Genomic DNA, 13,082 nt, shown 5'->3' with positions numbered 1-13,082 from the left:
GCCCCGACGACCGCACCCCAGACCACGCCGGTGAAGCATGCCCACTCTGCTTCACCGGCGTTCTCCATTTAAGGACGGAAACCACATGACTACAGGACCGCTCAAGGACCTGCTCGTTCTCGACCTGTCGCGAGCATTGGCAGGACCGATCGCCGCCATGATGCTCGGCGACCTCGGCGCCCGGGTGATCAAGGTTGAAACCCCCGGCCACGGCGACGACTCCCGCAGTTGGGGACCCCCATTCGTCGGTCCGGAGCACGACCAGTCCTCGTACTTCATGTCCGCGAACCGCAACAAGGAATCCATCGAACTCGACCTCAAGAGCGAGCACGGGCACCGCGCCTTGTGCCGCCTGATCGCCCGCGCCGATGTGCTCATCGAGAACTTCCGGCCCGGCGCGTTCGACCGGCTCGGATTCACCGCCGCGGTCCTCGAGGAGCTCAATCCGCGCCTGATCACGTTGTCGATCACCGGATTCGGTCACGACGGCCCAGAGGGGACGCGTGCCGGCTACGACCAGATCGCCCAGGGCGAAGCAGGATTGATGGCGCTGACCGGCACCGCCGAGTCGGGGCCGACCCGCATCGGTGTCCCAATCGCGGACGTGCTGGCCGGGGTCCACGGCGCCGCCGGCGTGTCCGCCGCCCTCGCCGGGCGGGCGAGCACCGGGCGCGGGTCGATCGTGCGGACCTCGCTGCTGGCGGCGGCGATCAGCGCCCACACCTTCCACGGCACGAAATGGACCGTCGCCGAGCAGGTCGCACAGCCGAGCGGCAACCACCACCCGCAGATCGCCCCGTACGGCAGCTTCCGATGCTCGGACGGGTTCATCCAGGTCGCCGTCGGCAGTGAAGCGATCTGGGCGAAGTTCGCGCCGATCGCGGGTCTTTCAGCCTCCGAGCCACGGTTCGCGGTCAACGTCGACCGTGTGGCGCACCGTGACGAACTCATCGCCGAGATCGAGGCGTCGTTCGCCGATCGCACCCGCGAGCAGGTGCTGGCCGACCTCACCGGTGCCGGGGTACCGGCCGGGGCCATTCGCACGATCGACGAGGTGTACGAGTGGGAGCAGACCCGCAGCCAGGGTCTGCTCATCGATGTGGAGCACGCCGCCGCGGGCAGGGTCCAGCTGCCGGGGCCGTCGCTTCGGATGGAATCTGCCACCGGCGAGTCGCTGCTGCGGGAAACCCACGATGCCCCGCCGATGCTCGGTCAGCACACCCAGTCCGTTCTCGACTGGCTCGACGACGAGGAGAACAGCACCGCTCCCACGGAATACGCGTACTCGCACAGTGGTAGCTGACATTCGACCGACTCTGTGATCCGACATGGCCAACGTCATGTTCGGCGAGGACGGGTCGGGGTGGTATCGGGGAGCCGCCATTGGAGGTTCCCGAACTGAACATGCCAGGTCCGGCTGACGATCCCCGCCTTGGAAAACGAAGCCCGACGGGGGTTGCATACGCCGCCGGCCGCCACACGTCGACGTGCAGGCCTGACATCACCACACCGTTTCTGGAGCGCACCGCGCCCCGTCCGCCCAGACCGCACGACCGTACCGCCGCTTCTTCAGCCTGCACGAACCCCATTCCCTTTCTACAGCGTGTGTCATCTACAAGGAGCCGTAATGCCTGATCATGCAGTGACCGCCACCCGCCCTGTCGATGCGCTCGCCGCCCGGTCATGGGTGCTGCTCAACGGGATGAGGACGGAGTCCTTCGAAACGGCACTGACGTCCGCTGCCGATCAGGTCGTCCTCGACCTTGAAGATGCCGTCGATGCGCGGGACAAAGCCGGCGCCCGACTAGATGTCGCCGCGTGGCTCGAGACACGGTCGGCATGGGTGCGAATCAACGACCGGACCACATCGTTCTGGGCTGACGACGTCGACCACCTCGCCAACCTACCCGGATTGCACGGTGTGATGCTCGCCAAGACCAAACCGCAGAACAGGTCTCCGAAACGTTCGACCGTCTCGGTGGCAGGACTCCGGTGCTGGGTCTGGTGGAGTCAGCAGTCGGCATCGAAGCATCACCGGCGATCGCCCAAGCGCGCGGCACGTTCGGTCTCGCGTTCGGCAGCGGAGACTATCGCCGCGACGCCGGTGCGGGGCCGGACGATCTCGCCATGGCCTATCCCCGGTCCCGCCTTGTCGTCGCCAGCAGGATAGGTCATCTTCCCGGCCCGATCGATGGGCCGACAGTGGAGGACGATCGCGCGGTCCTGCGGGAACGCACCACAGCGGCGGCCTCGATGGGAATGACCGGAAAGCTCTGCCTCGACACCGCCCAGCCCGCGGTCATCAACGAACTGCTCAGCCCCACGGCGTCGGAAATCGTCTGGGCGGGCAACTTTCTCACCGAGTTTGAGACCCGCGGCCGCACCATTCGTGACGGCAGCGACCGTCCCCGGCTGGCACACGCGCAGAAGATCACCGAACTCGCGGCGGCCCTCGGACTCGGCGTGTAACCAGTGCTACAGGGGCACCCCGGGTCGGTGAGAGGGACCCCGAGGGTACACAGGCGGCCCCTCAGAACGGCACAGCACAGCACAGCACAGCACCTGCTGGGCATATGACCCTCGTCCTCGACGGACAAGCGAAGTAACCATCCCAGTGCCTCGCACACGGCGACCCGACGACAAACGACTAATGGTGCGCTGCCACGCACATGGTGCCACTATGTCCGTCGAACGCAACCGCCGTTCCACTGAGGCAAGACTGAGAACGCAGATTACCTGCCGGGAGGTTCTCGCCACGCCTGTGGCGGCATCCCCGACGATGCCATTCTGCTTGCCACGATGGGCCTTCGGACGAGATACTCCAGAATCCCTTGCGCAACAAACGAATCACGAACCAGTTCGCTAGTTCCTCCTCCGGAAGCCGCGGGTCCACGCCACTGACGTGCGACGGTTGCATGCACATCCGCGGACCCGTCCCGCCGGGGGCGGGAGGTCGTGCAGTTCTGCAACAGGGCGACGCGAATATGGTCGTTGACCTCGCCTTCATTCGCACCCAGACTGAGTATCGTCCGTAACAACGAAGAGACCGAATGCGCTAGCGCACCGGGCTTTCGAAGGAGTACTTGATGAGCAAGATTGCCTGGATCGGCCTCGGCCACATGGGTGTCCCGATGTCACGCAACATGGTCGAGGCCGGACACACCGTCCGCGGCTACGACGTCTCCGAGACTGCACGCGAGGCCGCGCGGTCCAACGGTGTCGAGATCGCCGAGTCCATCGCAGATGCTGTCCGCGATGTCGACGCGGTGTTCACGATGTTGCAGTCCGCCAAGGTTGTCGAGCAGGTGGTCACCGGTCCGGACGGCGCTTTCGTCCACATGCCCAGGGGCACCGTCGTAGTCGACTGTTCGACGATCGGGATCGATACCGCGCGCTCGCTTGCACAAACGGCGAAGGAACACGGAGTCGGCTTCGTCGACGCCCCTGTCTCCGGCGGTGTGCAGGGTGCCGAGGACGCCAGTCTGACCCTGATGCTCGGCGGCGACATCGACCACGTCGCGGTCGCGGAGCCTCTGCTCAAGTCGGTCGGCTCCTACATCGTGCACGTCGGGCCGAGTGGCGACGGGCAGGCGATGAAAGTCGTCAACAACGCGCTGATGGCGGTCGGAATGGCCACCGCCTGTGAGGTCTCGGTACTCGCCCAGCGCCTCGGTCTCGACCCGCAGGTGTACTTCAACATCGTCACCCGATCCTCGGGCGACAGCTGGGTCTTCCGTAACTGGTTCCCGCTGCCCGATGTGGTCGAAACCTCACCAGCCTCCCACGGATACGAGCCCGGATTCATGATCGATCTGATCCACAAGGACCTGCGCTTGGCCACCGCCACTGCGGCAGAGTTCGACGTACGACTCGACACTGCTGCTGCTGCGCAGAAGCTGTTCGCTGACGCGTCGGCCGCGGGCGCCGGCGAGCGCGACTGCACCGGACTCGCAGTCACCCTCGGTGCCAACGTCGAGAAAGCCACAGTCTCCGCGTGATTCACGGTGCCCGTCCTCTCCTCGGGGAGGACGGGCACCGCGACCCCTAGTGCCAAAGGAGCATCGAACATGCCACTTTTCGCTCTCACCTACCACTACATCGACGACTCCACCCTCGTCTCGGAGCACCGCCCAGAGCACCGTGCATATCTTCGCCAACTCGCCGACGCGGGCGAGCTCGTCCTGGCTGGCCCACTGGGTGAGCCAGGCCCGCCCAGCGGACTACTCATTCTCGACGTCGAATCCGTCGCACGGGTGGAGGAACTCGCAGACAACGACCCGTTCCACGCGCACGGCATCGTCAAGGAACTGTCGATACAGCGTTGGACCTTATCGATTGGCGAGGAGCGTCTTGACCATCGCCCCGCAACACTGCCCTGAAAGGCGACCGTTGGACCGGTCATAGCCGAACGTTGGGGCAAGATGGCTGCCGTAAATCTCAGAATGTTGATGGCCGAAAGATATTGGAAATCCAAACTGCCGACGAGGATCACTTTCGTCACCTCGGGTCGGTCCCCTGGTGCAAACCCGGGCGTTCTAGCCGTTGTATCGACGCGACGTAAACCTCATCGAAATGGAGATGACGATGGATGAGATCAAGATCGAGTTAAATGTTGAAGTGCCGATGCGCGACGGAACGATCCTCCGGGCGGACGTCTACCGCCCGGCAGATTCCGATGTTCATCCTGTGTTGTTACATCGTACTCCGTACGACAAGACGAACCCGATGACGAACTACCTGCAAATCGACGTCATCGCATCGGTGAAACGCGGCTTCATCGTCGTATTGCAGGACACTCGCGCCAGATACGCCTCGGAGGGCGAATGGCTCCCTTGGGCACACGAGCGCAACGACGGCTACGATACTGTGCAGTGGGCCAGCGTTATCGCTGGTAGCAACGGGAAAGTCGGAATGTTCGGGAAAAGCTACGGCGGACAGACGCAATGGGCTGCTGCCGTTGCCGGGGCTCCGTCGTTGGCCGCCATGGCCCCGCAGGTGACGTGGAGCGATCCGGAGGACGGTCTCCTGTTCCGCGGTGGTGCAATCGAACTGGGTATGAACACGATGTGGGGACTCGGCCAGGCACTAGGGCAGATTCCGAAAGTGAGCAAGCCTGAGGACATTGCATCGGCGATGTCGGTGACCGCGGCGGATGTGGACAACCTTGTTACGAAAACGTACTGGGAGTTGCCGGCCGCCAAGCTCCCCGCGATCACCAGGTCTGGGCTGCCTGACCTCGGAGTGTCTCGCGCACTGGACGATCCCGCCACGATCGACGAGAGCCGCAACGAAGGTCACTTCGATCAGGTGACTGTGCCCAGCTTGAACATCGGAGGGTGGTACGACCTCTTCACACAGGGAACGCTGAACAACTACGTTGCAATGCGAGAGCGAGGAATCGCTACGCAACTCGTGATGGGGCCGTGGGCCCACATGCACATCCCGGCTCTCGAAGTCGGCCAGGTCGGTGAGGTCAACTTCGGGATGAGCTCGATTGTGCCACCGACGCCGGGTGTGGCGAGTCTGTCCGATCTTCAATTAGATTGGTTCGACCGCTATCTCGGTCTCGACTCGCTGCAGCAAACCGACAGTGCCCCTGTTCGCATCTTCGTGATGGGCATCAACGAGTGGCGTGACGAGCCGGACTGGCCGCTGGAGCGAGCAGTCGAGACGCCGCTGTATCTCCGTGCGGAAGGAGTGCTGTCGTTCGACGCTCCCGAGGAGGAGGATGCGCACTCCGAATTCACCTACGACCCGGCCGATCCGGTCCCGACGTGCGGCGGGGCGCTCTTCATGGCGAACGAGTTTCCCCCAGGGCCCAAAGAGCAGAGGAATGTGGAGAATCGAACCGATGTCATGGTCTTCTCGTCTGCAGTATTCGACGCGGACCTCGAGATCACCGGCCAGGTACGAGCGCAGATCTGCGCCGCCACCGACGGACCGAGTACTGACTGGGTTGTCCGACTGTGCGATGTCGACGAGCTCGGACGTTCCTACAATATCGTGGACGGCATCACCCGCGCCGCGACGGAAGCTGGTCGGATTGATACGTACGAGATCGACCTGTGGTCCACCAGCATCGTCATCAAGGCCGGTCACCGACTCCGCGTGCACGTGACCTCGAGCAGCTTCCCCCGTTGGGACCGGAACCTCAATTCCGGGGACACGACGACACTTCGCACTGCGCACCAGACTGTTCATCACGACGCAACTCGCCCCTCGCGCTTGCTTCTGCCCGTCATCCCTCGTCGGTGACGTAACACTGTATCGACCGTGTCACTGCAGGTCGTACTCGTGCACCGCAGCACACACCGGAACGGGAAAGGAGCCAGGCACTACCGACGCCGGGCATCGTAGGCGGTGAGTCGTGGTTGTGCCCACCTCTCTCCGTGGCAATTCGGGGAGGGTGGATTCTGACCGCCACCGAGCCACAACACGGCATCACCCTGCAGGCGGAGACCCTGGCCGACATGATCATCTGGCTCGAGTTTGTTCTCGACGCCAACATACCCGTTCCCGCCCGACGTCAGCACCACACATGGCGGTCCAGGACGGCTTGCTGCAGCACCTGCTGGCCAAAGAGTTTCGGGCGAATTGTCCAGACGTCCCATGGCATTCTCCTTCTTGACACGCACCGTTTTCGTGGTGCGCATCTTGTCTCCTTCTTCCGCCGACACGGCGTCAGTTGGCTTGATTCGCGCGGATGCGCCGGCAGCGGGTTGACCCGCTGAGGTGTGTGGCCTGCGACGGCACGTGCTACTCGTGTGCTGATCGGTTGATCGCAACGGTTTCGTCGAGTGTAGGCGCGGTCTCGAGAGAACCGAAGTACTCCATGAGGCGGTCACGGGTGATGGGCGCCTTGTCCTTATCGGCTGCGGCGAGAGCCTTACCGAGGTCTTCGAGGCCGAGTTCGGTGCAGTACGCCGGGGTGCCGGGCTGCTGACGCCACGAATCGGCGATCACGCCGGCGTCGAAGGGGTCAAAGCCGGTGTCGTCGACGAGCTTCATGACGGTTGCACGAGCCTCGGCGGAGTCCGCTGCGACCGGGATCGCGATGCGGCCGGGGGAGCCTGCCGGGAGTCCCTTGGTCTGCTGGGTTCCGGCGAGGGCCGCGTTCCATGCCTTCACGACGGGGCGACCGAGGTTCTCCTGGCTCCAGAGGCTCTCGACCTGTCCGTTGTCGACGTCCTCGACCGGTCCCATCATGAACGGGTAGTAGTTCGATGTGTCGACGATGATCGTCTCGGCCGACGCGGTGGCGACGAGGTCGGCTAGGTCGGGCTGAACCGAGAACGGAATCGACAGCATGATGACGTCGCGACCCTGCGCCGCCGCGTCCATCTCGACAGTACGCACGCCTGCGTCGAGCACGATCGAGGCGACGGCCTCTGGCCCGCGGGCATCGGCGATGAGGACGTTGGGTCCTGCGTCGCTGAGGCGGCGAGCGAGGTTGCCGCCGATGGCTCCGGCTCCGATGACGGTGATCATCATGGGTTGTCTCCTTTGTTCATAAGTTCTCGCGCGCCGTGTGCCGGCGACGGTGTGTTGACGTGACATCGCTCGATGGGTTCGCGCGGCGTCCTCCCGGGTGGGGAGTGGGAATGGCCGTGGGGCCTTCGGCCGGGCGTGATGTACACGGCAGTGCGTACATCACTTGTAAGCACATGTACGCGTTTATGTGTACATGGCGCCCGGATGAACGGAAACTGAGGAGGAGACTGTGGCTAGTCGTTTGGCCAACCCGCTCGCGATCCCGGACGAGGGGCAGATCGACCTCTTCGACGTCATGTTCGCGTTAGTCGACCCTGTCCGTCGCGCGATCGTGCACTACATCGCGAGCGATCCCGGGACGGCTTGCAGCACCTCGAACTTCGGTGTGTCCAAATCTGCGCTGACCAGGCACTGGAGGGTGCTTCGGGAGTCCGGGCTCATCAAGCAGGAAGTCGATGGAACCCGGCACCGCAACTGGCTCCGCCGCGAGGAACTCGACCGCCGCTTCCCTGGCTTGATGGATCTCGTCCTGCGCGAGTACGAGGCATCCTTGCGCGACTCCGGGGGGAGTGCCGGGTCAGCGGAGTGACAGATCGCTGGCCTCGACTGCACTGGCGTGCCCTCAAGGATGCAATCAACTCAGGGACGCGGCTGTGCCCGCCGACGACCTGCTGAATCGCATCCGCTCGGGTCGCTCCTTTCGGTCGATCCTGTGCCGCTACCGCAGCCGCTGAGGAGTGCGGAGATGACCAGCGCTGCCATCCCCAGGGTTGTCTTTCATTCCGGCGAGAAACTTGGCAAACAGGACGTTTGGTATCAGTCGAGTGGCAGACAGGTGGCGATATCGAGCCGCTTCAATCGAGCGCCGTTGCGGTTGTTTCGTTTGTTGCGTAAATTTCGTTTAGGGGGTGGCGTGATGTCCGCAGCGCATGATCAGCCGACCGTTGTCGAGCAGGAGCAGGCCCGGCAGGCCCTGCAGTTGCTTCGTGACGTCGATCCGGCGGGGGAGACCCTCGATGTGACCGTGGCCGGCACCGCGGAGTCGGTGCATCTTCCTCGCGCGGCGCTCGAGCTGATGCGTGAGGTGTTGGCGAATATGGCCGCCGGGCAGGGGGTCACCGTCGTCCCGGCGCACGAGGAGCTGACGACCCAGCAGGCTGCGCAGATGCTCAATGTCTCGCGCCCGCATGTGATCAAGCTCCTCGACGGGGGGTATATCGAGTACCGAATGGTCGGCCGGCATCGCCGGATCCTCGCATCGTCTTTGCTCGCCTACCAGCGGACGCAGCTGGGGGCCTCGCGTGCCGCCGCGGACGAGCTGGCGGCCCTGACGGAAGACCTCGGACTGTACTGACGTGACCTTCACCGTGCTCTATGACGCGAATGTCCTGTACCCGAATGTTTTACGAGACGTGCTGATCCGGCTCGCGCAGACCGGCCTGGTGCATGCCCGGTGGACGGATCGCATCCTGGCGAGACATTCGAGAACTTGGCTGAAAATCGCCCGGACATCCCGACTGGGACGTTGACGAAGCTGCGGGAGCTGATGAATAGGGCGGTACCGGACTGCCTGGTCACCGGCTACGAGACACTCATCCCCGCACTCACGCTGCCGGATGAGGACGACCGGCATGTGCTGGCCGCGGCGATCCGCGCCGGCGCCCAGGTCATCGTCACCGTGAATCTGCGGGACTTCCCCGACGCGGAGCTGGCGCAGTTTGGCATCGAGGCAAAGCATCCGGACGAGTTCGTGATGGATCTGTTCCACCTCGACGGGGTACGGGTCCACCAGGCGGTCAGCGCGACGGCCACAGCCTGGCGTAATCCACCCGGGACCCCGGCTGATGTGTGTGATCGCCTTGCGGCGGCGGGGCTACCTATTTCCGCGGCTGCGCTCCGCCGCTGAGCGAAACGACCGACTGGTGTGGCCGTCGCGCGCCGGTTCGAACTGCCCGCGAGGTCACCGATTCAGTGCCTCTGTGGCGAGTGCAATTGTCACTCGGTGGATGATCCGCTGGTTGATCAGATCGGCCACCCGCCGCAACGGTGAGGTGACATGGCCGTAGACGCTGAGCCGTAATCCGTAGTGGCCGTGTACCGTCGGATCGCAGGTCGCGGCCCGCAGCGTCGACAGCAGACGGCCCCGTAGTTTCGCGAACAGGTCCGGGTCCCCGGCCGCGGCGGCGATCTCATGCATCAGTTCGTCGGTGCTGCCGGCGACCGGGTTGGGCCGGTAGGTTGCGGAACAGGATCGGCAACCCTCGCTCCACACACCACAACGCCGCTGCCTCGTTGGTCGCGATCATCAGCTCCTGCACGATGACGTAGGCGACGGTCCGCAGTTCGGCGGCGATCGCCACGATGGCCCCGTCCTCGCTGGCCGCCCAACCTCGGGTGTGAACGCGGCGAGCCTGTCGGCCGGAGAGTGAGGTCGTAGAACGCGAGGGCGCCGCCGTCTCGGCGGGCGGTCAGTAGGGTCTGCGCGGCAGCATCCGCCGCGACCAACTGGGGTGCAGCCGATGTGCCGAGTCGGTGAGAATGCCGGGCACCTCGGCGTGATCGACCGTCACGCACCGACCCGACGGAATCTCCCCGCGGCCGACGACGGTGTGGACCAACCGACCATCGGTGGTGATCGTGCCGGTAACCCGCAGACTGGTCCGCACAGATTCGGCGGTCAGGGTCGCAGCCTGTTCCGCCGTCTCGCCGAGCATTGGAATGGTGCGGTTGCGCAGGTAACGCGTCTCGGCCCGCAGGAACGCCTGCTCGTCGGCGACCGACCCCAGGCCGACGACATCGGCGACGCCCGCGATATGAACCTCCACTGCCCACCCGATTAGGTCAAATTAAACCTGTGCCAACAGTTTTCCATGGTTCTTCCCGTTGAGTAGGAGAGCTAACGCGTCGGGAATATTCTCGAAGCCGTCGACGACATGAGTGCGCGCAACCAACTGTCCGCGCTCTGTGAGGTCGTCGAGTAGTTTGTCGACGACTTGGTTGCGTGGACCGAAATCCGCAACAAAACCTTGTAGACGGGCTCTGCGGAAGATGAGCAACGGTAGATTTCTGACTCCATAGAGATTGGATGTTTCGCTAATATTGTACTGAGACATTGCGCCACACACGATGATCCGGCATCCGATTGCCATATTTGCCAGGACCGCATCAACTCCTTCCCCGCCCACGTTGTCGAAGAATAGGTCGACACCCTGAGGGAAGTGCCGGTGCACAGCCTCGTGAAGATTTTCTTCCTTGTAGTCGATTGCACCATCGAGTTTCAACTCTTCCAGCAGGAACTTGCATTTGTCCGGTCCACCGGCAATGCCTACCACTCGGCAGCCCTGCGCCTTCGCGATTTGGGCGGCCAGCGAGCCAGTGGCCCCGGCAGCCCCGGCCACCAACACCGCATCGGTCGGTTTCACTTCACCGATGAGAGTCATGCCACCGGCTGCCGCGCGCCCCACGTGCGAGAAGATCGCCAGTTGCTGCTCGAACGACATTTCCGTTGCAGGTTTCGCGGGACGCACGAACAGGGGATCGACGACGTCAAATCGTCGCCAACCCCACATTCCCGTCACGACGTCACCGACGGCGTGGGTGGGCGCGCAGGATTCGGTGACGACACCGATTGAGACACCGATCATCGGATCACCGACGCCGAACGGTATCGCCTGCAATTGAGGATCGAGTTTGAGCCAGTTCAGGTTTGTCGGGTCGAGTGACATCAACAGCGTTTGGACCACGATCTTGCCGTCTGGAGCGGCGGGGATCGGGCCTTCGATCAGGCGGAAACAGCTGGGATCGTATGTGCCGGTCGAAGCCCGGTCCACGATCCAACTTTGATTCTTCAGGGCAAGTCCTCCGGCAATTCGTCGTGTGGTGTTAGCTCCAGCGCGCGCAGATTCTCGGCGGGGGCGTTACAGATCGAGGACGATCCGCTTCGAGCAGGACCGTGAGACGCAGATGAACATCGTCTCGTTGGCGTCCTTTTCCTCCTGGGTGAGCAACGAGTCCCGATGGTCGGCCTCGCCCTCGAGGATCGGGGTCTCGCAGGTACCGCAGGTGCCTTCGCGGCATGAGGACAGAACGGTCACACCGGCGTCTTCGACGACGTCGAGGATTGATCGGTCGGCGGGCACGGTCACTGTCACACCGGTCTGTGCCAACTCGACGGTGAACTCCGTATCCACTGTGCCGGCCGGCAGCTCCTCGGCGCGGAATCGCTCCATGTTCAGTGTTCCGGGAGGCCATGCACTGCAGTGTTTGTCGATCGCATCGAGCAGCGGTCCCGGTCCGCAGGTGAACACCGCGACGCCGTCGCGGTGTTCACCGATTACGGTGGCGAGATCGAGATGCCCGAATTCGTCCTGGGGGATCACCTCGACTCGGTCCGAATAGAGTTGCCGCAGCTCGTCGACGAACGCCATCGAGGACCGGGTCCGACCGCCGTAGACCAGGCGGAACGGGACTTTGCGGGCAGCCGCCGCGGACAGCATCGGTATCAATGGGGTGACGCCGATGCCACCTGCTACGAACAGGTACTCCTTCGCGTCGGTGAGCGTGAAATGGTTGCGAGGGCCGTGCACAACCACGGCATCGCCGACGGTGAGGGTGTCGTGAACGTAACGGGATCCACCTCGACTGTCTGGTTCGCGGAGCACTCCCACTCGGTAGCGGGTGCGGTCGGCGGGGTCACCGCACAACGAGTATTGGCGGACGAGTCCGTCACCGAGGACAAGGTCGAGATGAGCGCCTGGGGTCCACGCAGGCAGGGAAGAGCCTTCCGGTGAGGTGAGGGTCAGGCGGACTACACCTTCCGCCACCACCTCCTTTCCGGCCACGGTCAGTTCCAGGCGGCGTTCGGCGTCATGAGCGTCGGGGTCGGAAGCGGTCATTATTAAGTGCATAGGAGGGTCCTCTGAGTTGCTATGCGGTCGCGTCGGCCGAATCCCGCTGTTACGGCTCTCGATTAGGACGACAGATTTGTTCGACGGTCGGGAAAGGCTCGGCTCCGAGGGACAGCGATCTGGTCAGCGCCGGGGCCCGGTTCGGTACGAATCGGGCTGAGGGGCGAACACGAAGATGGGGTCGAGGGATTCACCGGGCGGGTAGTGGCCACCGAAGAGGTCGCATCCTGCTGTGGTGAGTGAGGCACTGATCAAAGGCAGTACCAGGCCTTGGCGGGTGCTATAGGAGTCGTTGATCTCGAGATCGGCGAGAGGGATTCGCTCGGAACCGTCCGGCGCATCGATGCGGTTCGCGATCGTGAGGAGTGCTCCGGTCTCACGCAGGACCAAGCGTGGGTCGGCAATGAGGACCTGCAGTAGGCCCGCGTGACCGCTGAGGTGGACTGCCCCACGGAACCGGAGTTCACCCGCAATTGTCTGCTCGCTATCGGGGTGTGGGGGGAAGGTGAAGAAACTGTTCTCGCTGAGGTAGGCACCGCCGGAAGCGGCGTGCCCACCGTCGGGCAAGCCAGCAAGGTAGCGGAGGAAACTCTGTTTGACACCCCAAGTGAGCCCGGCCGGGGGGTGGCCGGGGCCGGCCGCTGTCCGAATGGAGGCAGCGGCCGACGCCAGTGTTCGAGTCAC

The 13,082-nt window shown here is 63.8% G+C and carries 12 protein-coding genes and 2 pseudogenes; 9 read left to right on the top strand and 5 right to left on the bottom strand.

The genetic code is table 11. From position 1 onward, the window contains the following. The first annotated feature begins 85 nt into the window (after window positions 1-85). The 5 genes and pseudogenes from QM841_RS26965 (at window position 86) to QM841_RS26945 (ending at window position 6,255) form a co-directional block, all read left to right on the top strand. Window positions 86-1,303, top strand: a complete 1,218-nt coding sequence (locus QM841_RS26965) for a CaiB/BaiF CoA transferase family protein (RefSeq protein ID WP_283334436.1) — start codon at window positions 86-88, stop codon at window positions 1,301-1,303. Window positions 1,304-1,627: 324 nt separating this feature from the next. Continuing rightward, window positions 1,628-2,469 (top strand): annotated as a pseudogene (locus QM841_RS26960) (HpcH/HpaI aldolase/citrate lyase family protein). Between the two features lie 617 nt (window positions 2,470-3,086). Then, the gene (locus QM841_RS26955; protein WP_283334435.1) at window positions 3,087-3,998 is read left to right on the top strand and encodes an NAD(P)-dependent oxidoreductase; all 912 of its coding nucleotides are present in this window, start codon (window positions 3,087-3,089) and stop codon (window positions 3,996-3,998) included. 69 nt (window positions 3,999-4,067) lie between these two features. After that, window positions 4,068-4,379, top strand: coding sequence for a YciI family protein (locus tag QM841_RS26950; RefSeq protein WP_283334434.1), 312 nt, complete (start codon window positions 4,068-4,070; stop codon window positions 4,377-4,379). Window positions 4,380-4,584: 205 nt separating this feature from the next. Then, the gene (locus QM841_RS26945; RefSeq protein WP_283334433.1) at window positions 4,585-6,255 is read left to right on the top strand and encodes a CocE/NonD family hydrolase; all 1,671 of its coding nucleotides are present in this window, start codon (window positions 4,585-4,587) and stop codon (window positions 6,253-6,255) included. 501 nt (window positions 6,256-6,756) lie between these two features. On the opposite strand, the gene QM841_RS26940 is transcribed toward QM841_RS26945, so the two are convergent. Further along, window positions 6,757-7,557, bottom strand: coding sequence for an NADPH-dependent F420 reductase (locus tag QM841_RS26940; RefSeq protein WP_283334432.1), 801 nt, complete (start codon window positions 7,555-7,557; stop codon window positions 6,757-6,759). 163 nt (window positions 7,558-7,720) lie between these two features. Here QM841_RS26940 and QM841_RS26935 point away from each other — a divergent pair, with 163 nt between their 5' ends. The 4 genes from QM841_RS26935 to QM841_RS26920 all read left to right on the top strand — a co-directional run bounded on the left by QM841_RS26935 (window position 7,721) and on the right by QM841_RS26920 (window position 9,397). Further along, window positions 7,721-8,080, top strand: a complete 360-nt coding sequence (locus QM841_RS26935) for an ArsR/SmtB family transcription factor (RefSeq protein ID WP_283334431.1) — start codon at window positions 7,721-7,723, stop codon at window positions 8,078-8,080. Window positions 8,081-8,236: 156 nt separating this feature from the next. After that, complete coding sequence (locus QM841_RS26930) at window positions 8,237-8,845, top strand: helix-turn-helix domain-containing protein (protein WP_283334430.1); 609 nt, start codon at window positions 8,237-8,239, stop codon at window positions 8,843-8,845. A 1-nt stretch (window position 8,846) separates the two neighbouring features. Then, on the top strand, window positions 8,847-9,020 hold the full coding sequence (locus QM841_RS26925; RefSeq protein WP_283334429.1) for a hypothetical protein: 174 nt from the start codon (window positions 8,847-8,849) through the stop codon (window positions 9,018-9,020). Next, the gene (locus tag QM841_RS26920; protein ID WP_283334428.1) at window positions 9,017-9,397 is read left to right on the top strand and encodes a VapC50 family PIN domain-containing toxin; all 381 of its coding nucleotides are present in this window, start codon (window positions 9,017-9,019) and stop codon (window positions 9,395-9,397) included. Before QM841_RS26925 ends, QM841_RS26920 begins: the two co-directional genes overlap by 4 nt. A gap of 99 nt (window positions 9,398-9,496) precedes the next feature. On the opposite strand, the pseudogene QM841_RS26915 reads toward QM841_RS26920, so the two are convergent. From QM841_RS26915 to QM841_RS26900, 4 genes and pseudogenes are all read right to left on the bottom strand, one after another. Continuing rightward, window positions 9,497-10,325 (bottom strand): annotated as a pseudogene (locus tag QM841_RS26915) (RNB domain-containing ribonuclease); the annotation flags it as partial. Between the two features lie 12 nt (window positions 10,326-10,337). Next, window positions 10,338-11,321, bottom strand: a complete 984-nt coding sequence (locus QM841_RS26910; protein WP_283334427.1) for an MDR family NADP-dependent oxidoreductase — start codon at window positions 11,319-11,321, stop codon at window positions 10,338-10,340. An 87-nt stretch (window positions 11,322-11,408) separates the two neighbouring features. Next, complete coding sequence (locus QM841_RS26905; RefSeq protein ID WP_283334426.1) at window positions 11,409-12,386, bottom strand: PDR/VanB family oxidoreductase; 978 nt, start codon at window positions 12,384-12,386, stop codon at window positions 11,409-11,411. 135 nt (window positions 12,387-12,521) lie between these two features. Then, window positions 12,522-13,082, bottom strand: coding sequence for an HtaA domain-containing protein (locus QM841_RS26900; protein WP_283334425.1), 561 nt, complete (start codon window positions 13,080-13,082; stop codon window positions 12,522-12,524).

Source organism: Rhodococcus sp. IEGM 1307, assembly GCF_030056915.1.
GTDB classification, from domain to species: domain Bacteria; phylum Actinomycetota; class Actinomycetes; order Mycobacteriales; family Mycobacteriaceae; genus Rhodococcus_F; species Rhodococcus_F opacus_D.
The sequence above is the reverse complement of the archived record's forward strand: the minus strand, read 5'-3'. Positions and strand labels throughout refer to the sequence as shown.

Coding starts and splice junctions, on each gene's coding strand:
- QM841_RS26905 (WP_283334426.1), bottom strand. CDS start 12,386: ATGACCGCTTCCGACCCCGACGCTCATGACGCCGAACGCCGCCTGGAA.
- QM841_RS26950 (WP_283334434.1), top strand. CDS start 4,068: ATGCCACTTTTCGCTCTCACCTACCACTACATCGACGACTCCACCCTC.
- QM841_RS26955 (WP_283334435.1), top strand. CDS start 3,087: ATGAGCAAGATTGCCTGGATCGGCCTCGGCCACATGGGTGTCCCGATG.
- QM841_RS26930 (WP_283334430.1), top strand. CDS start 8,237: ATGACCAGCGCTGCCATCCCCAGGGTTGTCTTTCATTCCGGCGAGAAA.
- QM841_RS26965 (WP_283334436.1), top strand. CDS start 86: ATGACTACAGGACCGCTCAAGGACCTGCTCGTTCTCGACCTGTCGCGA.
- QM841_RS26940 (WP_283334432.1), bottom strand. CDS start 7,557: ATGTCACGTCAACACACCGTCGCCGGCACACGGCGCGCGAGAACTTAT.
- QM841_RS26945 (WP_283334433.1), top strand. CDS start 4,585: ATGGATGAGATCAAGATCGAGTTAAATGTTGAAGTGCCGATGCGCGAC.